The sequence below is a fragment of the Leucobacter iarius genome, assembly GCF_039530105.1.
GTDB classification, from domain to species: Bacteria; Actinomycetota; Actinomycetes; order Actinomycetales; family Microbacteriaceae; genus Leucobacter; species Leucobacter iarius.
On sequence record NZ_BAAAOB010000001.1, the window covers coordinates 1,449,138 to 1,474,355 of the forward strand.

General features: G+C 71.4%; 21 protein-coding genes. 11 read left to right on the top strand and 10 right to left on the bottom strand.

Features of this window, described 5'->3' with window-relative positions; all coding sequences use genetic code 11:
• The 3 genes from ABD169_RS06400 to ABD169_RS06410 form a co-directional block, all read right to left on the bottom strand.
• The gene (locus tag ABD169_RS06400; protein WP_336653203.1) at positions 1-483 is read right to left on the bottom strand and encodes a cupin domain-containing protein; all 483 of its coding nucleotides are present in this window, start codon (positions 481-483) and stop codon (positions 1-3) included.
• 144 nt (positions 484-627) lie between these two features.
• Complete coding sequence (locus ABD169_RS06405) at positions 628-1,539, bottom strand: AraC-like ligand-binding domain-containing protein (RefSeq protein WP_344030722.1); 912 nt, start codon at positions 1,537-1,539, stop codon at positions 628-630.
• 208 nt (positions 1,540-1,747) lie between these two features.
• Entirely contained in the window at positions 1,748-3,160 is a 1,413-nt protein-coding gene (locus ABD169_RS06410) for an aldehyde dehydrogenase family protein (RefSeq protein WP_344030725.1), read from the bottom strand.
• Positions 3,161-3,307: 147 nt separating this feature from the next.
• Here ABD169_RS06410 and ABD169_RS06415 point away from each other — a divergent pair, with 147 nt between their 5' ends.
• Positions 3,308-4,000: a hypothetical protein gene (locus ABD169_RS06415; protein ID WP_344030728.1), complete on the top strand. Its 693-nt coding sequence runs from the start codon at positions 3,308-3,310 to the stop codon at positions 3,998-4,000.
• A gap of 43 nt (positions 4,001-4,043) precedes the next feature.
• On the opposite strand, the gene ABD169_RS06420 is transcribed toward ABD169_RS06415, so the two are convergent.
• Positions 4,044-4,661 carry a TetR/AcrR family transcriptional regulator gene (locus ABD169_RS06420; RefSeq protein WP_344030731.1) on the bottom strand — a complete coding sequence of 206 codons (618 nt, stop codon included), beginning with the start codon at positions 4,659-4,661 and terminating at the stop codon, positions 4,044-4,046.
• A gap of 112 nt (positions 4,662-4,773) precedes the next feature.
• Here ABD169_RS06420 and ABD169_RS06425 point away from each other — a divergent pair, with 112 nt between their 5' ends.
• The 3 genes from ABD169_RS06425 to ABD169_RS06435 are packed head-to-tail and all read left to right on the top strand — an operon-like array spanning position 4,774 to position 8,116.
• Positions 4,774-5,772: a phosphotransferase enzyme family protein gene (locus ABD169_RS06425; RefSeq protein WP_344030734.1), complete on the top strand. Its 999-nt coding sequence runs from the start codon at positions 4,774-4,776 to the stop codon at positions 5,770-5,772.
• Between the two features lie 44 nt (positions 5,773-5,816).
• A complete protein-coding gene (locus ABD169_RS06430; RefSeq protein WP_344030737.1) occupies positions 5,817-7,094 on the top strand; it encodes an aspartate aminotransferase family protein in 1,278 nt (425 codons plus the stop codon).
• A 59-nt stretch (positions 7,095-7,153) separates the two neighbouring features.
• Positions 7,154-8,116, top strand: coding sequence for an AraC-like ligand-binding domain-containing protein (locus tag ABD169_RS06435; protein ID WP_344030739.1), 963 nt, complete (start codon positions 7,154-7,156; stop codon positions 8,114-8,116).
• A gap of 7 nt (positions 8,117-8,123) precedes the next feature.
• On the opposite strand, the gene ABD169_RS06440 is transcribed toward ABD169_RS06435, so the two are convergent.
• The gene (locus tag ABD169_RS06440; RefSeq protein ID WP_344030741.1) at positions 8,124-9,164 is read right to left on the bottom strand and encodes a YeiH family protein; all 1,041 of its coding nucleotides are present in this window, start codon (positions 9,162-9,164) and stop codon (positions 8,124-8,126) included.
• A gap of 84 nt (positions 9,165-9,248) precedes the next feature.
• On the opposite strand from ABD169_RS06440, the gene ABD169_RS06445 reads away from it, so the two are divergent.
• Complete coding sequence (locus tag ABD169_RS06445) at positions 9,249-10,172, top strand: LysR family transcriptional regulator (protein WP_344030743.1); 924 nt, start codon at positions 9,249-9,251, stop codon at positions 10,170-10,172.
• On the opposite strand, the gene ABD169_RS06450 is transcribed toward ABD169_RS06445, so the two are convergent.
• Together ABD169_RS06450 and ABD169_RS06455 are read right to left on the bottom strand one after the other, a co-directional pair.
• Complete coding sequence (locus ABD169_RS06450) at positions 10,169-11,326, bottom strand: ABC transporter permease (RefSeq protein WP_344030745.1); 1,158 nt, start codon at positions 11,324-11,326, stop codon at positions 10,169-10,171. The two genes, ABD169_RS06445 and ABD169_RS06450, sit on opposite strands and share 4 nt — an antisense overlap.
• The gene (locus ABD169_RS06455) at positions 11,323-12,276 is read right to left on the bottom strand and encodes an ABC transporter ATP-binding protein (RefSeq protein WP_344030747.1); all 954 of its coding nucleotides are present in this window, start codon (positions 12,274-12,276) and stop codon (positions 11,323-11,325) included. The genes ABD169_RS06450 and ABD169_RS06455 overlap by 4 nt, the downstream gene beginning before the upstream one ends.
• Before the next feature lie 89 nt (positions 12,277-12,365).
• Between ABD169_RS06455 and ABD169_RS06460 the strand changes: the two genes are divergently transcribed.
• Positions 12,366-14,450 carry a DEAD/DEAH box helicase gene (locus ABD169_RS06460; protein ID WP_344030749.1) on the top strand — a complete coding sequence of 695 codons (2,085 nt, stop codon included), beginning with the start codon at positions 12,366-12,368 and terminating at the stop codon, positions 14,448-14,450.
• A gap of 346 nt (positions 14,451-14,796) precedes the next feature.
• Here the strand turns inward: ABD169_RS06460 and ABD169_RS06465 are convergent, their stop codons facing one another.
• A complete protein-coding gene (locus ABD169_RS06465; RefSeq protein ID WP_344030751.1) occupies positions 14,797-16,632 on the bottom strand; it encodes a thiamine pyrophosphate-binding protein in 1,836 nt (611 codons plus the stop codon).
• Between the two features lie 238 nt (positions 16,633-16,870).
• Here ABD169_RS06465 and ABD169_RS06470 point away from each other — a divergent pair, with 238 nt between their 5' ends.
• The 3 genes from ABD169_RS06470 to ABD169_RS06480 all read left to right on the top strand — a co-directional run bounded on the left by ABD169_RS06470 (position 16,871) and on the right by ABD169_RS06480 (position 20,139).
• The gene (locus ABD169_RS06470; RefSeq protein WP_344030753.1) at positions 16,871-18,175 is read left to right on the top strand and encodes a flavin-dependent oxidoreductase; all 1,305 of its coding nucleotides are present in this window, start codon (positions 16,871-16,873) and stop codon (positions 18,173-18,175) included.
• 14 nt (positions 18,176-18,189) lie between these two features.
• Positions 18,190-18,654: a DUF3237 domain-containing protein gene (locus ABD169_RS06475; protein WP_344030755.1), complete on the top strand. Its 465-nt coding sequence runs from the start codon at positions 18,190-18,192 to the stop codon at positions 18,652-18,654.
• Positions 18,655-18,765: 111 nt separating this feature from the next.
• Complete coding sequence (locus tag ABD169_RS06480; protein ID WP_046455235.1) at positions 18,766-20,139, top strand: MFS transporter; 1,374 nt, start codon at positions 18,766-18,768, stop codon at positions 20,137-20,139.
• Positions 20,140-20,186: 47 nt separating this feature from the next.
• Here ABD169_RS06480 and ABD169_RS06485 read toward each other — a convergent pair whose 3' ends face one another.
• Complete coding sequence (locus ABD169_RS06485; protein ID WP_344030758.1) at positions 20,187-20,906, bottom strand: IclR family transcriptional regulator; 720 nt, start codon at positions 20,904-20,906, stop codon at positions 20,187-20,189.
• 193 nt (positions 20,907-21,099) lie between these two features.
• On the opposite strand from ABD169_RS06485, the gene ABD169_RS06490 reads away from it, so the two are divergent.
• Positions 21,100-23,007 (top strand): FAD-dependent monooxygenase, encoded by a 1,908-nt coding sequence (locus ABD169_RS06490; RefSeq protein WP_344030760.1) that lies wholly within the window; start codon positions 21,100-21,102, stop codon positions 23,005-23,007.
• Positions 23,008-23,113: 106 nt separating this feature from the next.
• On the top strand, positions 23,114-23,401 hold the full coding sequence (locus ABD169_RS06495; protein WP_344030761.1) for a hypothetical protein: 288 nt from the start codon (positions 23,114-23,116) through the stop codon (positions 23,399-23,401).
• A 57-nt stretch (positions 23,402-23,458) separates the two neighbouring features.
• Here ABD169_RS06495 and ABD169_RS06500 read toward each other — a convergent pair whose 3' ends face one another.
• On the bottom strand, positions 23,459-25,153 hold the full coding sequence (locus tag ABD169_RS06500) for a thiamine pyrophosphate-binding protein (protein ID WP_344030763.1): 1,695 nt from the start codon (positions 25,151-25,153) through the stop codon (positions 23,459-23,461).
• Positions 25,154-25,218: the final 65 nt, after the last annotated feature.

The window sequence follows — 25,218 nt, forward strand, 5'->3', positions numbered from 1 at the left end:
CTACGCCTTGCCGATCTGCTCGAGCAGGCCGGCGTTCTCGTCGGAGTCGTACAGCGGGCTCAGCGAGAGCGCGCTGAAGGTGAACGGGCGCGTGACCTTGGTGAAGCCGAGCGGGCAGTGGCGCGTGCCCGCCGGGATGTAGACGGAGCCCGAGGTAGTGACGGTGTGGCGCTCGCCCTCGATGTCGAAGTAGAGCTCGGCGCCGAGCTCGGTCGGGTTCTCGGGATCGGTGCCGGTCCAGATCAGGATCTCGTCGTAGTCGTGCTCGTGCTCGTTGACCCAGTGCTGCGGCTCGTCGGTCTCGAAGATCCAGCAGTGGCTCATGTGGATCTTGCTCTGCGGCACCTCGTTCGACCGCATCAGGCCGAGCGCCTCGCCCACGTTCGTGGGGGTGGGCAGCCCTGCGGCGTCGCCCTCGTTCTTGAAATCGGCCGCGATGTTCGGCATGTTCGTGACGAACAGGTCGTCGTGGATGTTCGACATGGTTCCTCCGGAATGGGTCTCGTATGCCGGTGCGTCGGCGGACCTGTCCCGGGTGCTCCGACGCCCCGTGCGTTCCACGCTACGGGGCTCGGATCCCGCGGGCGATGGACCCGCGACGGTCAGCCTGGGACTTTTCCCCGCGAGTCAGCGCTGGGCGCGTACTTCGCGCGGCGTCGAGCCGAAGTGCGCGCGGAACACCCGACTGAAGTGGGCCGCATCGATGAATCCCCAGCGGGCGGCGATCACCGAGACGGGGCGGTCGGTCAGCGCCGGATTCGTCAGGTCGCGGCGGCAGCGCTCGAGCCGCTGGGAGCGGATGTACGCCGAAACCGTGGTGCCCTGGCTGCGGAACAGCCCGTGCAGGTGCCGCGTCGAGATGTGGTGGGCGAGCGCGATCTGGCCCGGGTTCAGCTCGGGGGAGCCCAGGTGGTCGTCGATGTACTCGCGGATCTTGCGGAGCAGCACGTGGTGCGGATCCTGCTCGAGGCGTTCGGCGCCGAGCGCCATGGTGAGCAGCGTCTCCAGCAGGCCGACCGAGGTGCGGGCGATGCTGATGTTCGCCTCCCGGAACGAGGTCTGCAGCGCCTGGGGCACGTGCAGCAGGAACTGCGATGCGAGGGCGCCGGTGCGCGATCCGTCGGGCAGGCGGGTGGCGGTGAGCTCGCCCACGAGTTCCTGCGGCAGGTTCAGCATGTCCTTCGGGACGCAGATCACGAAGTTCTTGGACTCGTCGTCGAAGCTCAGCGAGAACGGCCGGGCCGTGTCGTAGATGGTGATGTCGCCCTCGCGGAGCACGAGCTCGCGGCCGTCCTGCACCAGGATCCCGCTGCCCGCGAGCATGATGCCGACCATGTAGCGGTCGCCGCCCTGCGAGATGAGCTTCGGCGTGCGCTCCACCTCGTGCGCGGTGGCGAACAGTTCGGTGAACGCGAGGCGGTCGACCTCCGAGGTGCGCATGCGGCCGCGGAAGGATCCGCGTTTGCGGCTGCGGATCGCGAGGGGCACGAACGCGGAGGAGGACGCTTCGCTGAACGAGCTGAAATCGAGCAGGGGCATGCTCTGGGAGGCGTCCAGGGAGGTCGGAACAAGAGGAGTCATCGTCATCGGTTTCTCTTCGTGCGGGGGCGCCAGATGCTGTGGAGGCGGCGCCCTGCCCCCAATCGTAGGTGCAACGCCGCGGGCTTCGGCGCCCGCCGTATTGCGTTCGGGTAACGCGAGGGGCTCCGCCCGGCGGAGAACCGCCGGCCGGAGCCCCTCGCGAGGTTCAGCCGCTGACGACCTGCGGCTCGGCGACGGCCTTGAGGCCCTCGACACCGAACTCGCGGCCGTAGCCGGACTGCTTCGCCCCGCCGAACGGGATCTGCGGATGCAGTCCGCCGTGCGAGTTGATCCACACGGTGCCGGCCTGCAGCCGGGCCGCGATCCGCTTCGCCTCATCGCGGTCGCTCGACCACACCGAGGCGCCGAGGCCGACCTCGAGCTCGTTCGCGAGGCGGACGGCCTCATCGAGCTCGGAATAACGGATGATGGGCAGCGCCGGACCGAACTGCTCCTCGAGCACGAGGTCGTTGTGCGGGTCGATGTCGGCGACCAGGGTGGTCGGGTAGAAGTACCCGACGGCGTCCCGGTCGGGCTCGCCGCCCAGCACCACGCGGGCGCCCGAGGCCTTGGCCGCCTCGACCAGGCGGTCGACGACGTCGAACTGGGCGCGGTTCTGCAGCGGGCCGAGCACGTTCTGCTCGTCGACGCCGACGCCCATGGGCACCGCGGCGGCGACCTTCGCCAGCTCCTCGACGACGGCGTCGTAGACCGCGTCGTGGACGTAGAGGCGCTTGAGCGCCGCGCAGGTCTGGCCGGTGTTGATGAACGCGCCCCAGAACAGGTCCTCGGCGATGGCCTTCGGGTCCACGTCGGGGAGCACGATGCCGGCGTCGTTGCCGCCGAGCTCGAGGGTGAGGCGGGTCACGTTGCCGGCGGAGGCCTCGATGATGCGCTTGCCCACCGGTGTCGAGCCGGTGAACATGATCTTGCCGATCTTCGGGCTGCGGGTCAGCGCGTCGCCGACCGTGCTGCCGGGGCCGGGCACGATGTTGAGCACGCCGGCCGGCAGCACCTGGTTCATCACGGCCACGAGTGCGAGCACCGAGAGGGTGGTCGTCTCGGCGGGCTTGATGACCACGGTGTTGCCCATGCGCAGCGACGGCGCGATCTGCCAGATCGAGATCATCATGGGCCAGTTCCACGGCGAGATCGCACCGACGACGCCGATCGGGCGGTAGTGCAGCTCGGCGTAGTTCTCGCCGTCGTCGACGATGACCTCGACGGGCAGCGGGGTATCGGCGGCGGAACGGGTCCAGACGGCGCAGGCGCCGACCTCGAAGCGCGCGTTGGGGCCGTTGAGCGGCTTGCCCTGCTCGCGCGAGAGCAGCTCGGCGAGCGCCTCGGCGGAGGCCTCGATCGCGTCCGCGGCGCGGTTCAGGTAGGCGCTGCGCTCGGCGTCGCCGAGCGCGGCCCACGCGGGCTGCGCGGCCTCCGCCGTGTCGATGGCCGCTTCGAGCGCGTCGACGCCCTGCATGGGCGCATCGCCGATGCGCTCGCCGGTCGCCGGGTCGAGCACCTCGCGGGTCTCGCCGCCCTGAGCCGTGACCGCTGCGAGCAGGCTGCTGTAGGTCTCCATTGATCCTCCGCTTCGGGATGATTGTCCAGTCTCGATCAGCGTACGTGCCGGGCGAGCCGGAGATGTTGTCCGAGACCGCGATGAGATTGTCTGTACGGGAACGGCTGCGGGTTCGCGGAGATCCTGGCGCTGCTACCCTCGGGCCTCATGAGCGGAGTCGCTGGGTCCGGGCCGGAGGCCGTGAGCTACGACGGCCTGCCGGCGGCGTCGGGCGGCGCGCACGGCATGCGCATCGCACGGGTCGACCGGGCGATGGCCGCGGTCGACGCGTTCGTCGACGCCTGCCTCGAACCGTCGGGGGATTCGCGGTGGACGTTCCAGGTGCTCGGTCGTCCCGCGGCCTCCGGCGGGGCGTACGAGCAGGCGCTGCGGGAGGCGCTCGGCGGCCCGGCGCGTACCGAAGCCGCGCGGCGCGTGTGGCGGGTACCCGCGGAACGCGCCGCCGAGGCGGCGGCGCTGCTCGACCCGAAGCTCCCGGGCGCTCTCCGCGCACCGACCGGGCAGCGGGCCTCGCTCGTGCGGACCCTGTCCGGCAGGCTCACGGACCCGGCGACGGGTCGCCCCGATCCCGAGCTGGATCCGGCCCGGTTCGGCGAAGACCCGATCGACGGGTACGGTCGACGGCTCGGCGTCTCGGGCGTGCGCGCATCGTTCGGGACGGCCGGGTCGAAGCTCTCGCTCTGGCTCACGCTCCCCGCCGACGAGCGCCTGGTCCCGGCGGCCCGGCACCTGCAGGAGCACCTGCCGTTCCGCCTCTCCGCCAAGCAGTGGCGGCGGTGGGTGCCGCTGCGGTCGGGCGCGGGCTACCGCTCGACCCGGATCGCCGACCCGCTGGCCTGAGCCGGGTTCGGCCGGGTCCCGCCGGCGCGTTCCGCGCTCGCGCTCAGCGCGCGGCGAGGCCGTCGAGGAGGCGCGAGAACGCGGCGAACGCGCGTTCGGGGTCCGCGGTGCCCCCCGCGACACCGATCGCCGCCTCCCGCATCGCGCCGACGAGGAGGATCGCGACCGCACCGGCATCGGCCTCGGCGTCGACCTCGCCCGAACGCTGCGCCTCCTCGAGCGTCTGCCGGATCATCGCGGTGCTCGCCCCGGACCCGATGCCGCGCTCGGCGCCGTCCGTGATGAGCGCGGGGCCCGACACGTTGTAGAAGCGGCCGAGGTGCGGATCGCCCGCCAGCTCGAACATGGTCCCGGCGTGCGCGGTGAGGCGCTTCTTCCACCCGGAGGCCTGCGCGACGGCGGCCTGGGTGCGGGCGACGAGGTCGGTGCCGAGCCGGGCGTAGGCGGCGCGGAGCAGTTCGTCGCGCCCGCCCGAGAAATGGGCGTAGATGGTGCCGCGCGAGACCCCGGACTCGATGCCGACCCGATCGATGGTGAGCGCGTCCGCGCCGTCGGCGGCGATCACGGCGAGGACCGCGGAGACGAGGTCCGTCCGCGTGCGCAGCTGGCGTCGTTCGCGCAGGGTGAGGGGTTCGGTGCGCGTCGGAGCCTCGGTCGTCATGCCCCGCAGTCTACGGCGATCGCGAGGTATTGTGTACTCGGCGTCTAGTTTCTATACTCGCCGTATAGTTTTCGTATCCGGCGTCGTCGCCGGATCAGAGGAGGGGAACCACATGGTCGTCGTCGACCCCGCAGCCGCCGCCGAGCTCGCCCGCGAAGCGCTGCCGAGCTACGGCTTCGCAGCGGATGCCGAGCTCCGGCTCCTGAAGCATCGAGAGAACGTCGTGTTCGCCACGACGCACGGCGACCGCGAATACGTGGTCCGCGTGCACCGCAGCGGATACCGCAGCGATGCGGAGCTCGACTGCGAGCTCGACTTCGTCCAGGCGCTCCGCGGCGAGGGCGTTGCGGTGCCGACCTTCCTCCGCACCGACGACGGGCGGGCGTTCTGCCGGGTCGGGGCCGAGCACCCCGCGGGGATCCACCAGGTCGACGTGCAGGACCTGCTCGTCAACACCGGCAACTTCGGCGACGAACGGACCGCCGTCGACGGCACGGCCGACCTGCCCGCCGAGGACTTCTTCGAGCTCGGGCGCCTGGCGGCCGAGCTGCACGCCGCGACCGAGCGTTCCGGCTACCTCCCGTCGGTCCCGCGCGGCGACTGGGACCTCGAAGGACTCGTCGGCGCGGAGCCCGCCTGGGGCGATCCGCTGCGCATGGCGGAGCTCGTCGGCGACGACCGGGCCGCCGTCGAGGCGGCGATCGCCCGGATCCGGGAGGACCTCGAGCGCTACGGGCGCCCGGTCGGCCGCTTCGGCCCGATCCACGCGGATCTCACCCCCGAGAACGTGCTGCGCACGCCGGCGGGTCTCGTGCTGATCGACTTCGACGACTTCGCCGCCGGCTGGCACCTGTTCGACCTGGCGACCGCCATCTACTTCTTCACGCCCCACCCGCGCGCCGCCGAGTACCGGGCCGCCCTGTTCGCCGGCTACGAGTCGGTGCGCCCGCTCACCCCGGCCGACCACGAGGCGTTCCCCGCGATCCTGCTCGCCCGCGGCCTCACCTACCTCGGCTGGGCCGCGGACCGCCGGGGCGAGTCCACGGCCGAGTGGCACGCGACCACCGTGCTGCCGTACGTGGTCCGCCTCTCGCGCGAACTCGTCGCCTGACCGCCCGACTCCGCCACGCATCCCGACACCTGGAGACCAGCGAAATGACCAGCAACGCCGACCTCATCGCACGCCGCAATCGCACCATCGGCCCCTACTCGCCCCTGTTCTACGCCGAACCGCTGCAGTTCGTCTCGGCCAAGGGCGTGTGGTTCACCGAGGCGAACGGCGATCGCTACCTCGACGGCTACAACAACGTGCCGCACGTGGGCCACGCGAACGATCGCGTGGTGCGCGCACTGAGCGAGCAGGCCGCCCTGCTGAACGTGCACACGCGCTACCTGAACGAGCGCGTCGTCGACTACTCGGAGCGCCTGCTCTCGACGTTCCGGCCGGGGCTCGACCGGGTGTTCTTCGGCAACTCCGGTTCGGAGGCCAACGAGCTCGCCCTGCGGATCGCCCGGCAGCTGACCGGCAGCACCGGTGTCATCGTGTCGGACTACAGCTACCACGGCACCACGATCACGCTCGCCCAGATGACCACGGGACTCAAGACCCGCGAACCGCTCGGCGCGCACGTGCGCACGCTCCGGATTCCGGATCTCGACTCCGATCCGCGGCCCGAGGCCGAGGTGCTCGCCGAGGCCCTCGCGTCGCTCGACGCCTCGATCGCGTCGCTGCAGGAGGGCGGGTTCGGGGTGTCCGCATCGCTGTTCGATCCGCTGTTCTCGACCGAGGGCATGCCCCGCGTGCCCGCCGGGCTCGTCGCCGGCATCGTCGATCGGGTACGCGCGGCCGGCGGTATGGTGATCGCCGACGAGGTGCAGAGCGGCTTCGGGCGCACGGGTTCGCACATGTGGGGCCACGACTACGCGGGCATGGAGCCCGATCTCGTGACGATGGGCAAGCCCATGGGCAACGGGCATCCGATGTCCGCCGTGGTGACGAGCGAGGACGTGCTCGACCGCTTCGGCTCGCGCAACGAGTTCTTCAACACCTTCGCCGGCAACCCCGTCTCCGCGGCGGTCGGCGAGGCCGTGCTGCTCGAGATGGAGGCCGAGGCGCTCATGCCGCGCGCACAGGAGCTCGGCGGGCAGGCGCTCGCGCGGTTCCGCGAGCTGGCGTCGCAGCACGGCGACTTCGTGCGCACCGCGAAGGGGACGGGCCTGTTCCTCGGACTCGACTTCGCGGTCGACGGCGTCCCGGCCCCGCACCTGGCGAAGCAGGTCGTCGAGGCCATGAAGGCGCGTCGGGTGCTCATCTCGCGCATCGGCCGGGACGAGAGCGTGCTCAAGGTGCGCCCGCCGCTCGCCTTCGGCGCGGCGGAACTGCCGATCCTGCTCGACGCCCTCGAAGCGTCGCTCGCCGAGGTCCGGGTCTGACCCGAGCCCAGGCATCCCGAGAAATCCGAAGTGTTATCCTCGCCGGAGAGGTGATTCGCATGCAGCTCACAACGGTGTCGGCTCAGACCGGCTCGACTCCCCACGTCGACCGGGCCGACGACCTCCCCGCATTCCGTTCCATGATCTCGACGTCCTTCGTGCCGCTCGAGGTCAGCGCCGAGCGCTCCGAGGGCTTCTCGGCTCGCATCAGCTCGGCCGATGCCGACGGGGTCGCGTTCACCGAGGTCGCGGCCGCGCCGCACCTCGTCGAGCGGACCCAGGCGACGATCGACAACGGGGGCAGCGGGCACTACAAGATGAGCCTGCTGCTCTCGGGATCGAGCATCCTGATCCAGGACGGCAAGGAACTCGTGATGCACCCGGGCGACCTGTCGATCTACGACACCTCGCGGCCCTACTCGCTGATGTTCACCGAGACGTTCCGCAACCTCATCGTCATGTTCCCCAAGAACCGGCTCGAGCTCCCCGGATCCTTCGCGCAGCAGCTCACCGCCGAGTCCCTCGGGGCGCAGCATCCCGCGCTCTCCTCGGTGCTCGTCGCGTTCCTCACGCAGTTCCCGGCGCAGCTCACCGAGCTCGGCCCGCGGGTGCAGGCGAAGCTCGCGCACACGAGCCTCGATCTGATCAGCACCCTGCTGTCGACGATCCTCGATGCGGATCCCGTGCAGCGCGACCCGCATCAGGTGCTGATGCAGAAGATCACCGACTACATCGACGCGAACCTCGGATCCTCCGAGCTGTCGCCCGGCAGCATCGCGGCGGCGCACTACATCTCGACCCGGCACCTGCACACGCTGTTCCGGCCGATGGGCGTCACCGTGTCGACCTGGATCCGCGAGCGCCGCCTCGAGCGCTGCCGCATGGACCTGCTCGATCCGCTGCTCGCCGAGCGGCCGGTGTCCGCGCTCGCCTCGCGCTGGGGCTTCGTCGACGCCGCGCACTTCAGCCGCGTGTTCAAGGCCGCCTACGGCGTCTCGCCGACGGAGGCCCGGCGGGCCTGACCCCTGCTCAGCCGATCGCCCCGGTCAGCGCCATCGCGGTGAGCGTCGTCGCGGTGACGAGCAGCGAGAGGATCGCCCCGAGCCCGAGCGGCTTGAGGCCCGCGCGGCGGATCGCGCCGAGATCGGTCGAGAGGCCGATCCCGGCGAGGGCGGTCGCGACGAGGAACACGCTCGTGCTCGTCAGCGCCTGCGTCGCGGCGGGCGGGATCAGACCGACCGACACCGCCAGGGTGACGACCAGGAAGCCGACGAGGAACCAGGGCACCAGGCCGACGATGCGGCGGAGTCCGAGGCGTTCGCCGTCGCCCGAGCGGCGGGCCTCCATGCCGGCGAGCCCGATGCTGATCGGGATGATCATGAGCGTGCGCACGAGCTTCACGACGACGGCGAAGCCGAGCGCTTCGGCGCTGAAGACGCTGGCGGCGGCGACCACCGAGCTGGTGTCGTTGACCGCGGTCCCCGCGAGCAGGCCGAAGGCGTGCGGATCGAGGTTCAGCAGGTGGCCGATCACGGGGAACACCGCTACGGCGACGATGTTGAAGAGGAACACGGTCGAGATGGCGTAGGAGATCTCGGCGCTCTTCGCCTTGATCACGGGGGAGACCGCGGCGATCGCCGAGGCTCCGCAGATACCGGTGCCGACGCCGATGAGCGTGCGGATCCGGCGCTCGATCCCCATCGCGCGCCCGATCAGCCAGGCCGCGAGGAGGCAGACGGCGAGCGAGGAGATCATGACGGGGAAGGACTCCGCCCCCACCCGGAGCACCGCTGCGATGGACAGCTGCGCGCCGAGCAGGACGACGGCGCACTGCAGCAGGAACTTGCCGGAGTAGCCGATGCCCGGTGCGATCCGGGGGCCCGGGCGGCGGACGGCCGAGACAATCACGCCGATGATGATCGCCGGCAGCGCGGAACCGAGCACGGGGACGAAGGATCCGATGACGGTCGCGACGACGGCGATCGCGGCGCAGACCAGCGCTCCGGGCAGGACATCGCGTCCGCGGAGGACGAGTCGCGAGGGGAGCGTGCGCACGGGGGACAGTTGCATGCTCTCCAGCATGGCGGTGCGGTGCGGCTCCGGGGAACGAGGCGCGCGTTGTCGGGACACAAGCGAGGCTTGTAGTATGGGGTCATGGACGTTCCCGAGCTCGCCGAACTCGAACTGCTCGACGCCGTCGCGCGCACGGGCAGCCTCTCGGCCGCCGCGCGCGAGCTCGGCGTCAGCCAGCAGGCCGTGTCCTCCCGGCTGCGCGGCATGGAACGCCGGCTCGGGCTCCCGCTCGTCTCCCGATCCGCCGCCGGCGCCGTGCCGACCGAGACCGGGAGCGCGGTGCTCGCCGGCGCCCGCGAGGTGCTCGCCGCCGCACGCCGCCTCGCCGAGACCGTCGACGGACTGCGCGGGACCGCGGGCCGCGCGCTCGCCGTCGCCGCGAGCCAGACCATCGCGGCGCACCTGCTCCCCGGCTGGGTGCTCGACATGCGCCGGGCCCAGGCCGACCGCGGTCGGGCACCCGCCGAGACCGAGCTCCGCACCGGCAACAGCACCGAGGTGATCCGCCTGGTGCGCGAGGGGCGCGCCGATCTCGGCTTCATCGAATCGCCGCTCGCCCCGAGCGGGCTCGCCGTTCGTGCGGTGCGCACCGACCGCATGGTGCTCGTCGTCGCGCCCGATCACCCGTGGGCGCGGCGCGAGCGCGGAGTCGCCCTCGCGGAGCTCGCGGACACCCCGCTCGTCGCGCGCGAGGTCGGCAGCGGAACGCGCGAGGCGTTCGAGACCGAGGTGCGGCGCCGCCTCGGACGCGCGCCCGCGGCGCCGGCGGTCGTGCTCTCGACCGAGGCGGCGGTGCGTTCCGCCGTGGCGGGCGGACTCGGGCCCGCCGTGCTCAGCGATCTGACGGTCGCCGACGATCTGCGGCTCGGCCGGATGCGCGCGGTCGAGATGCTCGGCGAACCGATCACCCGGCCCCTGGCCGCGGTCTGGCGGGGGAACGAGCGCGACCTGTTCGGCGCGGCGCGCGACCTCGTGGGCGCGGCGGCCGCGCAGCCACGGGCCTAGGCCACGCGGGCGCCGCGCGGCAGCTTGGCCGCCGGGGTGCGCAGGCGCCGGTGCCCGGCCCACAGGAGGCCGGCCGCGAGCGCCAGCTGCACCGTCGCGCCGATCCACCACACCGGAGCACCGGTCTCGGACGGCGCCGACGCCGACGACTCGCTGCGGGGCGCCGGGCAGTCGTTCCAGTCCTGCGGCTTGGCGCGGTCGTCCTGCATGCCCCGAACCAGCGTCGAGATCCCCGAGAACAGGTCGTCGGAGGCGTGGGCGCTGCCGGCGCGCGGCGCGACCATGTCGGCGACGACGACGTAGGGATTCGGGGTGAGGACCCACCAGATGCCGGACGTCGGGGAGACGGGGACGGTGGTCGCCTCGGTCACGCACTCGACCGGCACGGCCTCCGTGCACTTGGCGATGGCGTCCTCGTCGTTCGTATCGGCCGAGCACGCGTTGACGGCGTTCCAGTAGCCCGGCGAGAACGTCTGGTAGCTGATGTCGACGTAGCGCGTGCTGACCCCGACCGACAGCGCGAACGCGATCAGGGTGCCGATCGACAGCAGCGCGACCAGCAGATAGGCGGTGACGATCGCGAAGACCTGCGAGGAGATCATCGCCGAGAGCGCGACGCCGAACACCGTGAAGACCCCGATCTGCAGGGCAAGCGCGAGCACCGCCACGAGGAGCTGCAGGGGGTCGGTGCGCGAGAGCAGCAGGCTGATCACCACGAAGGGGGCCGCGACCACCAGGAACGCGAAGCCCGTGACCCAGGCCGCGAGGGCCTTGCCGAGCAGCAGCGACCAGGTGCCGATGAGTGTGACCTGGGTGGTCGCGAGGGTGCCGCCCGAGCGTTCGGCGCTGATCGAACCGGCGGAGATCGCCGGCGCCACCAGCGTGCCGAACAGCAGCACGAAGTAGACGATGACCGAGAACAGCGGGTAGGAGTCGAAACCCTGCCCGTACGCGCCGCTCATGGCCGAGAGCCAGAGCCACATCGCGCCCGTGACCACGCCGATCAGGCAGAACCACACGATCGCGAGGACGAGCAGCGTGCGCGAACGCAGGCGCTGCCGGAGCTCGAGCGCGGCGATGTGCCGCATGCCCCGCCAGAAGCCCGGCGGGCGGATCTCGAACGCGGGCGGGATCGCGGGCGCCGTGCCGGTCATCGGGTGGCCTCCGGGTCGGCGGCGATCTCGGTGCCCGGGTGCGAGAGCCGCACGAAGGCCTGCTCGAGCGTGCTCGACGCGGGGGCGAACTCGACCACCGGGACGCCGGCCGAGACGAGCGCCGAGAGCGCGGCCGTGGCGGCCTTCTCGTCCGCGGCGTCGATCAGGTGCACGGTGCCGCTGAGCGACGCCCGGCTCGTAGCCGGGATCCCCAGCCGGGCGAGCTCGGTCTCGAGCGCGCGCTCGTCGAGCGAGCGGACGCGCCAGCGGCTGCCGCGCTGGAGCGCGGCGTCGACGGCCTCCGGCGCGGTCGTCAGGCCCTTGCGGAGGAACACCACCCCGGTCGAGATCTCGTCGAGTTCGTCGAGCACGTGGCTGGTGACGAGGATCGCGACCCCCTCGGCGGCGAGCTCGGTGAGCATGCGTCGCTGCGTCAGCCGGGCCTCCGGGTCGAGGCCGGACGCCGGCTCGTCGAGCAGGAGCACGCGCGGTCGGTGCACGAGGGCCCGCGCCAGGCTGAGCCGCTGCTTCTGCCCCCGGGACAGGGTGTTGCTGCGCTGCCCCGCGAGTTCGACGAGCTCGGTCTGGGCGAGCAGCTCATCGGTGCGGCCGGCCGCCGGAGCGCCGCGGAGCCCGTACATGCCGCACACGGCCAGCAGCGTCTCGCGCACGGTCAGCGTCGGCCAGACGCCGAGCGCGTCCGGCATCCAGCCGAGCGCGGTCCGGGCCGCCAGCGGATCCTCGATCGCGTCGCGGCCGGCGATCCGCACGGTGCCGCGGTCGGGGCGCAGCAGCGTCGCGAGCATCAGCATGAGCGTCGTCTTGCCGCTGCCGTTCGGGCCGACCAGCGCGGTGATCTCGCCGGGCGCGACCGAGAGCGTGGCGTTGTGCACGACCGGGATCTCGCCGAAGCTGCGCGAGAGCCCGACGGCTTCGATCGCGGGTTCCATGCGCCGGAGTCTAGCCGAGCGAGCCGGTGGAAAACCGGGGTGCGGATCGACGTTCCCCGCGCGTCACCAGGATCGCGTAGAATAGCATGATGCGCGAAAACGAGAGCCCCGTCACGAGCGAGGCCGAGAACGAACCCACCACCCCCGCCGAAGAACCGGAACAGCGGGTGACGTTCGCCGACCTCGGTCTCGCCGACGACGTCCTCCGCGCGATCACCGACGTCGGCTACGAGACCCCGTCGGCGATCCAGGCCGCCACCATCCCCGTCCTGCTCGAGGGCCGCGACGTCGTCGGTCTGGCGCAGACCGGCACCGGCAAGACCGCGGCGTTCGCGCTTCCGGTCCTGTCCCGCATCGATCCGGGCCAGGGCGTCCCGCAGGCGCTCGTGCTCGCACCGACGCGCGAGCTCGCGCTGCAGGTCTGCGAGGCGTTCGAGAGCTACGCGGCCCACCTGCCCGAGGTGCACCTGCTCCCGGTCTACGGCGGGCAGTCGTACACCCAGCAGCTCTCGGCGCTGCGCCGCGGCGTCGACATCGTCGTGGGCACCCCCGGCCGCATCATGGACCACATGAAGCGCGGCTCGCTCGATCTCTCGCAGATCAAGTACCTCGTGCTCGACGAGGCCGACGAGATGCTCAAGATGGGCTTCGCCGAGGACGTCGAGACGATCCTCGCCGACACCCCCGACGAGAAGCAGGTCGCCCTGTTCTCGGCGACCATGCCGGCGCAGATCCGCCGCATCTCGCAGCAGTACCTGAACGATCCCGAAGAGATCAAGATCGCGGGCAAGACCCAGACGAGCTCGAACATCACCCAGCGCTACGTGGTCTGCTCGTACCAGCAGAAGCTCGACGCCCTCACGCGCATCCTCGAGGTCGAAGAATTCGACGGCCTGATCGTCTTCACCCGCACCCGCGGCGATTCCGAGCAGGTCGCCGAGAAGCTCCGCGCGCGCGGCTACTCGGCCGCCGCGATCAACGGCGACATCCAGCAGGCGCAGCGCGAGCGCACCGTGCAGGCGCTGAAGGACGGCAAGCTCGACATCCTCGTCGCCACCGACGTCGCGGCGCGCGGCCTCGACGTCGAGCGCATCAGCCACGTCATCAACTACGACCTGCCGATCGACACCGAGTCGTACGTGCACCGCATCGGCCGCACCGGCCGTGCCGGCCGCTCGGGCGACGCGATCAGCTTCGTCACCCCGCGCGAGCGCCGCCTGCTCAAGGCGATCGAGAAGACCACCAAGCAGCCGCTCACGCAGATGCAGCTGCCGCAGGTCGACGAGGTCAACGCGACCCGTCTCTCGCGCTTCGACGACGCGATCACCTCGGCGCTCGGCGAGACCACGCGCGTCGACGCGTTCCGCGACATCATCGCCCACTACGTGCGTCACCACGACGTGCCCGAGACCGACGTCGCCGCCGCGCTCGCGGTCGTGGCGCAGGGCGACACGCCCCTGCTGCTCACCGAAGCCGATGATCGTCAGTTCGAGCGCGACCGCCGCACCGCCAAGACCTTCCTCGAAGATCGCCCGGAGCGCGAGCGCCCCGGTCGCGACCGCGAGGATCGCGGCCCGCGCCAGACGCGCGACGACCTGCAGCAGTACCGCATCGAGGTGGGACGCCGCCAGCGCGTGCAGCCCGGCCAGATCGTGGGCGCGCTCGCGAACGAGGGCAACCTGACCCGCGACGACTTCGGCCGCATCAAGGTGTTCGACGATTTCTCCCTGGTCGAGCTGCCGAAGGATCTCTCGCGTGAGACCCTCGAGGCGCTGAGCCAGACCCGCATCGGCGGGACTCCGATCAACATCGCGGTCGACAACGGACCGCAGCGCGGTGGCGATCGCGGTGGTCGCTCCTACGGCGACCGGGACCGCGGCGGCGACCGGGGCGGCCGTTCCTACGGCGACCGTGACCGGGGCAACGACCGTGGCGGCGACCGCGGCGGACGCTCCTACGGCGACCGTGACCGCGGCAACGATCGCGGCGGTGACCGCGGCGGGCGTTCGTACGGCGACCGTGACCGCGGTGGCGACCGCGGTGGCCGTTCGTACGGCGACCGTGACCGGGGCAACGATCGCGGTGGCGACCGCGGGGGACGCTCGTGGGATCGCGGCGACCGTCGCGATTCGGGCGAGAACCGCTCCGACGGCAAGCGCAAGCCCCGCTGGTAGTCCGCGGCTCCTGATCGAGCCGTACTGAACGATGCGCCGTTCCCCGAGGAGGGGAGCGGCGCATCGTCGTTCTGCGGGCGGTGTCTATGCGGAATGCGCAGCGCGTGCGGCACCGTTGGATGCCTCGACGACGAATGGACGGCGAGTCGGTCGCCGATGCGGCATCCGCTCGTCGGTGCGGCGTCCACTCGTCGGCTGGGCGTCCACCCGTCGGTGCGGCGTCCACCCGTCGGTGGGGCATCCGCTCGTCGGTGCGGCGTCCACTCGTCGGCTGGGCGTCCACTCGTCGGCTGGGCGTCCACCCGTCGGTGCGGCGTCCAGCCTTCGATGCGGCAGAACCGGCCGCTCAGGCCACGCCGTTGACCCGCTGGATCTCGACCTGGTACGGAGCGACCACGCTCGACGAGATCCGGCAGTCGAGCAGGATCGTGCCGGTACCGCCGGCGGCGTTCCACTCGGCGAGGGCATCGAGATCCGAGAGCCGCTCGACGCGGACGCCGGTGGCGCCGAGCGCCGAGGCGAGGCCCGCGAAGTTGGCGTCGGGGATCCGCATGGGGGTCTGATCCAGACCCATGCGTCCGTAGAGGTGCACCTCGGCCCCGTACGCGGCGTCGTTCCAGACGACGATCACGCAGCGCGGCGCGGTGCGGATCGCGGTCTCGAGGTCGGCGAGCGCCATGAGGCCGCCGCCGTCGCCCGTCGAGAGCACGACGGTGGAATCGGGCGCGGCCGCGGCGACGCCCGCGACGGTCGAGAATCCGAGGCCGATGGTCTGGTAGGCGGTGCCGACCATCGCCATGCGCTCGGGCGAGGCCACCGGCCAGAACATGTTGGTCCAGCCGATGAAGTGCCCGCCGTCGGTGGTGACGTGGCGGTCCTCGGGCAGCAGCTCCGCGAGACGGGAGCCCACCGCTCGGGGATCGAGACGTCCGTCGGGGCAGATTCCGTCGGGGTGCTCGGCGAGGCCGGTGTCGCGCACTCGCAGGGCGCCACCCGGCTCGAGGCCGGCGACCCGCTCGCGCCATCCGCTGGGCTCGGGGCGCGCGTCCCCGAGTGCGCCCCGGAGCGCGCCGAGCACGGTGCGGGCGTCGCCCTGCAGCAGGGTCTGCTCGATCGGGTGCGCGGACTTCGGGGGAGCGACGCGGTCGACGTCGACACGGATCAGCATCGTGCCCGCGCCGAGCAGATCGCCGAACCGCATCGTGAACTGGTTGAGGCTCGCGCCCACGGCGAGGACGACGTCTGCGGTCGCGACGAGATCCATCGCGGCCTCCTGGCCGAAGCCGCCGGTGACGCCGAGGTCGAAGCGCTGCTCGGGGAAGATGCCGCGGCCGAGCGCGGTGGAGGACGTGACGGCGCCGAGAGCGTCGGCGAGGGCGCCGAGCTCGGCGGCGGCTCCCGAGATCCACGCGCCGCGACCGGCGAGGATCAGGGGGCGCTCCGCCCGCGCGAGCGCTGCGACGGCGACATCGAGCGCCCGGGCGTCGAGCGGGGGCGTGTCGACGGCGGGGGCCGGCTGCTCGGAGGGCGCCGTCGGAGCGAGCGCGGCGGCCGACGGCAGCGCGGCGGAGTCGACGGCCGCCGAGCCGGCGGTCGATCCGGCCGTGACCGGAGCGGTGGGCAGGTCGTATGGGATCGCGAGCACGACGGGACGTCGTGTGCGCGTGGCCGAATCGGCGGCTCGCTCGACCAGCGCGTCGATCCCGGTCGTGCCGACGGTCAGCGTGCGCACGCCGATGGCCGCGGCGAGCAGCTCCTGGTCGACGTCCCAGGGGCGGGGGCCGCCGGTGGGAGCGTCGCCGACCACGACGAGCATCGGGATCCGGGCCTGCGCGGACTCGGCGAGCGCGGTGAGGGTGTTCGTGAACCCGGCGCCGTAGGTGGTGCTCGCGATCGCGAGACCGCCGCCGACCCGATGGTAGGCGTCGGACGAGGCGACGGTCGCCGCTTCGTGGCGGACCGTGGTGATGGGCAGCCCGGCGTCGCGCAGGCCCTCCATCAGGTGCGCGTTGCCGTTGCCCATCAGGGCGAACGCGTGGGTGGCACGCTGGGCGAGCGCGGTCGCGAGCACCGTCGAGACGGTGGCGGGGTGCTGCGATCCTTCGGATCGCGGAGAGTCCGACCGGCCGTGGTCGGTTCCGGCGGAGGGGGAAACAGGGTAGGCGGGCGCGTGCTGAGACATGCTGAGCTCCGAGACGTCGATGTACGAGGAAGCTGTATGTCTCGCCGTTGCCGGTTCAGCGCCCCTTTTTCGAACGCCTTCTGCGATGCCCCGGTCGGATCCGCCGACCGGTCGCTGATGGACGACGAAATCGTACCACCGACGAGCAGTGCATTCGTCAATGGTCATGTCAATGACGTTGACATCTGAGTTTCCTGGCGGTTACGCTCTCTGCGCACGCGACCGAAGGAGAACACGCATGCAGATCGTCATCGTCGGGGCCGGTATCGGAGGCTTCATCACCGCCCTCAGCCTGGAGGCCGCGGGCTTCCGCGACATCGTGGTCGCTGAACGCAGTCGCGAGATCCGCGGTCTCGGTGTCGGGCTCAACCTGCTGCCGCATGCCGTCCGAGAGCTCACCGAGCTCGGGGTGGCCGATCGGATCGCGGAGCTCGGCGTCGAACCGGGCACGCTCGCGTACTTCAACCGGCACGGGCAGGCGATCTGGAGCGAGCCGCGCGGACGGGACGCGGGCTATGCCTGGCCGCAGCTCTCGGTGCATCGCGGCCGCCTGCAGATCCTCCTCCGCGACCTCGTCGAGGAGCGTCTCGGTGACGTCATCCGCCTGGGCCACTCGCTCGTCGCGCTCGAACCCGGCGACGCCGAACGGCGTGCCGTCGCGACCTTCGAGGTCGCCGGCGGCGAACGCGTCGAACTGGCCGGAGACCTCGTCGTCGCCGCGGACGGGATCCACTCCGTGGCACGCTCGCTGCGATACCCCGAAGAGGGGGGACCGCGGTGGGGCGGGCTCACCCTCTGGCGTGGCACCGCGCTGATCGAGCCGTTCCTGGACGGGCGCACCATGATCATGGCGGGCGATGCCGAGCAGAAGTTCGTCGCCTACCCGCTGGGAGCGCCGCTCGAGGACGGCAGGATCCGGGTCAATTTCATCGCGGAGCGTCGGGGAGGCGGCGTCTCCGGCGCGGACTGGAATCGTCAGGTCGAGCGGGCGCCGATCGCCGAGCTGTTCGCGGACTGGCGCTTCGACTGGCTCGACGTCCCCGCGACGATCGCCGGTGCCGAGGAGCTGCTGGAGTACCCGATGGTGGACCGCGATGCGATCCCGCAATGGACCTTCGGGCGTACGACCCTGCTCGGCGACGCGGCGCACGCCATGTACCCGAACGGTTCGAACGGTGGCTCGCAGGCCACGCTCGATGCGCGGACGCTCGCGTACCACGTGGCGCTCGCCGGAACCGCGGCGGGTGTTCCGGCGGCGCTCGCCGCGTACGAGGCGGACCGTCGGCCCGCGACCGCTCGGCTGCTCGAGCTGACGCGTCAGACGGGACCCGAGCGCGTCATGCAACTGGCGTTCGAGCGCGCGCCGGAGGGCTTCGCCGACGTGCACGATGCGATCTCGGCGGCGGAGCTCGAGGGGATCGCGGCTGAGTACAAGCGGGCGGCCGGGTTCCATCCGTCCGAGCTCGCCGCGCGGCCGTCCCTCGGCGTGCGCCGGTCGGCCGATGCGTCGGCCGCATCGCTGCGCGATTCCGGCGCGGCATGAAGCCCGGAGGATCGGTGCGGAGCGGACCCCGGCTCGAGGCGGTCCCGGTCGCCGAGATCCGGGTTCGACTCGGCGAGCCGCTCGATTTCGGTGAGACGCGGGACGGTCGCCGCAGATTCACGCCCGTGCTGGGCGGTGAGCTGCGCGGGCTGCCGGGCGAGGACGCCGAGCGCCTGGGGATCGGACGTCTGCGGGCGGAGATCCTTCCCGGCGGCGGGGACCGGCAGCTGCTGCGCTCCGATGACGCTGTCGAGATCGACGCGGGCTACTCCGCGAGAAGCAGCGGTGGCGGGCTCATCGGGATCCGGGCCATCGGGATCCGGGCGGCCGCTGCGGAGGGCGAAGCACCGTACTTCCGGGTGCAGTTGCGGTTCGAGACCGCTGAGCCGGAACTCGCGGAGCTGCAGCGCGGGTTCTTCGTGGCGGACGGGCGGCGGGACGCCTCGGAGGTGCGGCACGTCGTGCATCTGATCCGGTGAGGGGCGCGACAGCGCAGGCGAACTCCTGTTAGGGTGAACACCTCGAATTGGTGTTCAGATAACGCACATTGCGTTCACTAGTTGGCCGCCGACAAAGGAGTCCCCATAGCCATGTCTTCCGCACCCGCCACCGCGTCCTCTCCGCGAGAGCTGCGCCGAGTCGCCGCCGCGACCGTCATCGGAACCACCATCGAGTGGTACGACTTCTTCCTGTACGCGAGCGCGGCGGGCCTGGTCTTCGGCGAGCTCTTCTTCAAGCCCGCCGGTTCGCAGGCCGCGACGATCATCTCGTTCGCGACCGTCGGCGTGAGCTTCCTGTTCCGGCCGCTCGGCGCGTTCCTCGCCGGCCACTTCGGCGATCGGGTGGGCCGCAAGGCGATGCTCGTCATCACGCTCATCCTGATGGGGGCGGCGACCACGCTCATCGGCGTGCTGCCCACCTACTCGCAGGTCGGCATGCTCGCGCCCGTGCTCCTCATGCTGCTGCGCATCCTGCAGGGCCTCTCGACCGGCGGCGAGTGGGGCGGTGCCGTGCTGATGGCGGTCGAGCATGCCCCGAGCAACCGGCGCGGCCTCATGGGGGCGTACCCGCAGATCGGGGTCCCGATCGGCCTGCTCCTCGCCTCGGGCGTGCTCGCGCTCATGACCGGGGTCGTCTCGCCCGGAGCCGCGTTCCTCGAGTGGGGCTGGCGCATCCCGTTCCTGTTGAGCTTCGTCCTCGTGGTGGTCGGCATCTTCGTGCGCCGCGCGGTCGAGGAGAGCCCGGTCTTCGCCGAGATCTCGGAGCGCAAGGAGCGGACCCGGATCCCGATCGTGCAGCTCTTCCGGAAGCACTGGCTGCTCGTGCTCCTCGCCGCCCTCACCTTCGCGGGCAACAACGCGGCGGGATACATGACGACCGGCGGCTACATCCAGAACTACGCGACGACGCCGATCGCCGACGGCGGGCTCGTCGGGATGGAGCGCACGCCGGTGCTGCTCGCGGTTGCGGCCGCCTCGCTGGTCTGGCTCGCGATCACCTTCTTCGCCGGGGCGATCTCGGACCGCATCGGCCGTCGCAACACCTACATCGCCGGGTGGATCGCGTTCCTCGCCGTCATCTTCGTGCTGTTCCCGCTCGTCAACACGGGCAACGTCTGGTTGCTGTTCCTCGGGCTGTCGCTCTTCGCGATCGGCAACGGACTCACCTACGGGCCTCAGGCCGCCTACTTCGCGGAGCTGTTCCCGGCGTCGATCCGGTACTCGGGCGTCTCGATCGCCTACGCGATCGGCGCGATCCTCGGCGGCGCGTTCGCTCCGATGATCTCGGCCTGGCTCGTCGCCGAGACCGGAACCTCGCTGTCCGTCGCGTTCTACATCGCGGGCGTCATGGTCATCGCGTTCGTCGCGACGCTGCTGCTGCGCGACCGCACAGGGATCCCGCTCGGCCCCGAGCACGAGGACGTGCAGCAGCGCGGTCACTTCGTGTGGGAGAAGGCCGCCTGAGTCCGGTCGGGAGCGGCCGACGGCGGTGAGAACCCGCGGTCGGCCGCTCAGCCGGCGGCGCGCACGATGCGGGCCGCCGCGCGCCGCATCTCGAGCCCGAGCTCCGCGAGGTCGTCGGGGACGCCGATGTGCACCACCGCGAGTGCCGCGGGCGGTTCGCCCTCGAGGCGCAGCGGGACCGCGATCGAGGTGAGTCCCCGGATCACCTCGTCGTGGCTCAGTGCGTAGCCGTCGATCTGGCACTGCTCGGCGCCCTCGCTCAGCGGCACCTCGCCGAAGACCGCGACGCGCTCGGCGGGTGAGAGGGAGGCCTCGATCGCATGGCCGGGGGCGCCCGCCGTGGCCGGATGCCGGGTGCCGGGGCGCTGTGCCACGGTAGCGTGGCTGCGGCGCGGTTCGACGCTGACGAGGGTGATGACCTCGGTGCCGTCGAGCACGGTCACGAACGCGGTCATGCCGACCGTGTTGGCCAGCTCGGTGAGTTCGGGCAGCGCCGCGGAGTGCAGCGTGGACGCCGCACCGCGGCCGAGCGCGGCGAGACGCGGGCCGAGCCGGATGAGACCGGCGTCGTCGCGCAGGACGAAGCGGTGCTCCTCGAGCGTGCGCAGGATCCGGTAGGCGTTCGAGCGATGCACGCCGAGGGCGTCGGCGAGCTCGCTGATCGACATCGGACGCTCGGCGTCGGCGAGTGCTTCGAGGGCGCGGAGGCCGCGGTCGAGCGTCTGCGATCCGGCGGTTCCCGCCGGCGTCTCGGCGGGAGAAACCATGCGACCATTGTGGCGGATCCGGACGGGTCCTGCGGGTCGCACCGCGGGCTCGCGGGCGCGTTGTGCCCGGGCCGCCTCCGACATATGATGTGTGTGCAGTATTCAAACTTGGTGTTCATCTATTGAACACAGCTTTCCGGGGGTGGGCCTCCCGCAACTCGGCCCGGCGTCACAGCGCAGTGAAGGAGAAGCCATGCAGTTCCACCACCACGGCTACGTGTCGGGCGATCCGAGGATCGCACCCGCCGCGGGCGTCGGTCTCGACCGACCGGCCGAGCTCCCGAGCGAGATCGACGTGCTCATCGTCGGATCCGGCCCCGCGGGGATCGTCGCCGCAGCGCAGCTCGCGCAGTTCCCGAACGTGGTGACCCGGGTGGTCGAGCGCCGCGACGGCCGACTGGTGCTGGGCCAGGCCGACGGCATCCAGGCGCGCAGCGTCGAGACCTTCCAGGCGTTCGGCTTCGCGCAGCAGATCATCCAGGAGGCCTACCAGATCACCGAGACGAGCTTCTGGACCCCGGACCCCGCCCGGCCCGCGAACATCGTCCACAGCTCCACCACCCCGGACGATCCGCAGGGGATCAGCGAGTTCCCGCACCTCATCGTCAACCAGGCCCGAGTCATCGACTACTTCGCCGACTACGCGCGGCGCGCGCCGGCCCGCGGAGACATCGACTACGGCTACGAATTTGTCGATCTCGAGGTCACGGGCGAAGGGGAGTACCCGGTCCTGGTGACGCTCCGGAAGGTCTCGGGTTTCAGCGGGGCAGGGATCAACACGGAGAAGGCGGAGGGCGGTGCGGCCGAGGAGACGGTCACGGTCCGCGCCAAATACGTCATCGGCGCCGACGGAGCCCGGTCCTCCGTACGCCGCTCCATCGGCGGCTCGCTCGCCGGATCCACCTCCCTGCACGCCTGGGGCGTCATGGACGTGCTCGCGGTCACCGATTTCCCCGACTTCCGCAAGAAGTGCATCATCCACTCCGAGGCGGGATCGATCCTGCACATCCCGCGCGAGGGCAATCACCTGGCGCGCATCTACGTGGATCTCGGCGAGACCGACGAGAACGACGGCGGGCAGGTGCGGCACACTCCGCTCGACGAGGTCATTGCGCGGGCGAACGCGATCCTGCACCCCTACACGCTCGACGTGCGCGATGTTCCGTGGCACAGCGTGTACGAGGTCGCCCATCGCCTGACCGACCGCTTCGACGATGCCGCCAGCTCGCCCGACGGCAAGGGCCGCGTGTTCCTGATGGGCGACGCGTGCCATACGCACAGCGCGAAGGCCGGGCAGGGCATGAACGTGTCGATGCAGGACGGCTGGAACCTTGGCTGGAAGCTCGGGTACGTGCTCGAGGGCCGCAGCCCCGAGTCGCTGCTGAAGACCTACTCCGACGAGCGCTGGGTCACGTCGAAGAACCTCATCGATTTCGATCGGGAGTGGTCGACGCTCATGGCGAAGAAGCCCGAGGAGTTCGATTCCCCGTCCGAGCTCGAGGACTTCTACGTCGCCACCGCCGAGTTCCCCGCGGGCTTCATGACCCAGTACACGGAGTCCATGCTCACCGGCGGCGACGCGCACCAGTCGCTGGCGACGGGCTTCCCGCTGGGCAAGCGCTTCAAGTCGGTGATGACGACGCGGGTCGCCGATGCCGTGCCCGTGCACCTCGGGCACCATCACCGGGCCGACGGGCGGTTCAGGGTCTACGCCTTCGCGGATGCGACGGGGGAGCGGTTGGCCGAGTGGGCCGCCTGGATGCTCGAGGATCCGGCATCGCCGGTCCGGCGCTACACGCCGGAGGGAGCCGACATCGACGTGCTGCTCGACGTGAAGGCCGTCTACCAGCAGCCGCACGATCGGGTCGGGCTGCCGTCGGTGCCGAAGCTGTTCCTGCCGGCGAGCGGTCCGTTCGGGCTCACCGACTACGAGAAGGTCTACGCCGCGCTGCCCGGGGACGACATCTTCGAGCAACGGGGCATCGATCGCGCCGGGGCCGTGGTCGTCGTGCGTCCCGATCACTACGTCGCGGCGGTGCTGCCGCTCGACGCACCCGAGTTGACCGCCGACTACTTCGCAGGAGTGCTGCTCGAGCAGTAGACGGGCGAGTTATCCACAGATCGAGCGGTTCCTGCTTCCCTCAGGCTGAACCCGCGTAGCGTGTCCCGTGAACGAAACACCGAATGACCTGAAAGCAGGTGCGAGCATGACTCCGGACGTGATCGCGACGATCGTGGCCGCGTTCGGCACGACCGCGACGCTCTTCGGCGGTCTCGCCGCGACGCTGCATCGTATGCTGCAGCGAATGGAGCTGCGCATCGACCGACGCTTCGAGCGGGTCGACGCGCAGTTCATCGAGATGCGCTCCGAGCTGCACGCCGAAATCGGTCAGCTCCGCGGTGAGGTTCGCCAGGTTGCTGCAGACATCGTCGAGGTGAAGATCGCAGTGGCCAGGCTGGAGGAGCCGAAGCCGATGCTCCTGCACGCGAGGTGAGCTTGCCGTGTCCGGCCTCGCAGCCGGACACGGCAAGCTCACGGCAGGTGGTCCGAGTCAGTGAGCGCGCGGGACGTAGCTCGGCACGGTCGGCGAGACACGGCAATCCAGCAGGATCGTGCCCGTCCCGCCGGCCGCGCTCCACGCGGCCAGTGCATCGAGGTGGGCGAGCTCGGTGACCGAGACCCCCTGCGCACCGAGCGCGTTCGCGAGCGCGGCGAAGTCGGCGGCCGAGGACCCGTCGTTCCAGACGACGATCACGCAGCGCTGCGCGGTGCGGATCGCGGTCTCGACGTCGTCGAGCGCCTGCAGGCCCGGGTCGCTTCCCGTGGAGAGGACGGCGGTGGACCCCGGGGCGGCGGCCGCGACGCCCGCGATGGATGCGCAGCCGAGCCCGATGGCACGGAACGCCGAACCCACCATGATGGAGCGGGCCGGGGAGGCCACCGACCAGTAGCGGCCCGACCAGGCGATCGCCGACCCGCCGTCGGTGGCGACGTATCGGTCGAGCGGGAGGAGTTCTGCGAGCCTCGTCGCGACGGAACGCGGATCGAGCAGTCCGTCGGCGCAGATTCCGGTGGGGTGCTCGACGAAACCGGTGTCGCGCACTCTGAGGGTGCCGCCGGGCTCGAGCCCGGGCACCCGCTCGCGCCAGCCGCTCGGAGCGGGACGGGAGAGGGCGAGGGTCTCGCGCAGTTCGCGCAGCACGGCGGAGGCGTCGCCGCGGAGCCGGTGCTGCACGATCTCGTGATCGGCCTCCGGAGCGGGGACGTCGTCCACGTCGATGCGCACCACGGTGGTGTGCGGCCCGAACAGCGTGCCGCCCGCCGTGGTGAAGGAGTTGAGGCTCGCGCCCACCACGAGCACCGCGTCGGCCTCCGAGATGAGCCGCATCGCCGCGTCCTGACCGAGTCCGCCGACGACGCCCACGTCGAAGTGCTGGGCGGGGAAGATCCCACGGGCGAGTGCGGTGGTGGCGGTGATCGCTCCCAGTGCGTCGGCCATGAGGCCCAGCTCGGTCGCCGCGCCCGAGAGCCAGGCCCCGCGCCCGGCGATGATGACGGGGCGCATGGCGACCGTCAGCGCCTGCACCGCCGAGGTGCGCTCGACCGGATTGACACCCGTCGGCGGGTGCGGGATCGCTGCGGGGGTCGCGGCGGCCGAGGGCAGCGTCGCCGCGCTCAGCGATCGGATGACCGCCGGGTCGGAGAGGTCGATGCCGCGGGAATCGGTGAGCGACGCGGGAGCGCCGATGACGTCGATGGCGACCGACAGTACGACCGGGCGCCGGGTGCGCAGTGCGGAATCGACCGCGCGGTCGACGATCGCATCGATGTTGTCGGGGGTGACGGTGAGGGTGCGGACCCCGAGCGCAGCCGCCAGCATCTCCTGGTCGACGTCCCACGGGCGGTTGCCCGTGGTCGGCGCGTCGGCCGCGAGCACGATGAGCGGCACGCGCGCCCGGGTGGTCTCGGCGAGCGCGGTGAGCGCGTTCGTGAATCCGGGGCCCGTGGTGGTGACGGCCACCGCGAGGGTGCCGGTCGCGCGCGCGAAGGCGTCCGCCGAGGCGATCGTGGCGACCTCGTGCCCCACCATGGTGACGCCGATGCCGTGCTGCTCGAGATCGGTGACCAGTGTGGTGTTGACCCGGGCGATGCGGGCGAAGCCCTGCGCGGTGTGGCGGGCGAGCGCACCCGCGAGCGCCGCGGAGACGGTGGGTGCTGCGGGGGCGACGGAAGCGAACTGCGACATGGGCGAAGTCTAGCGGGGAGCGCCGACATCCGGTCCGTTCCACCGCGTTCGAATCGGCGTTCTGC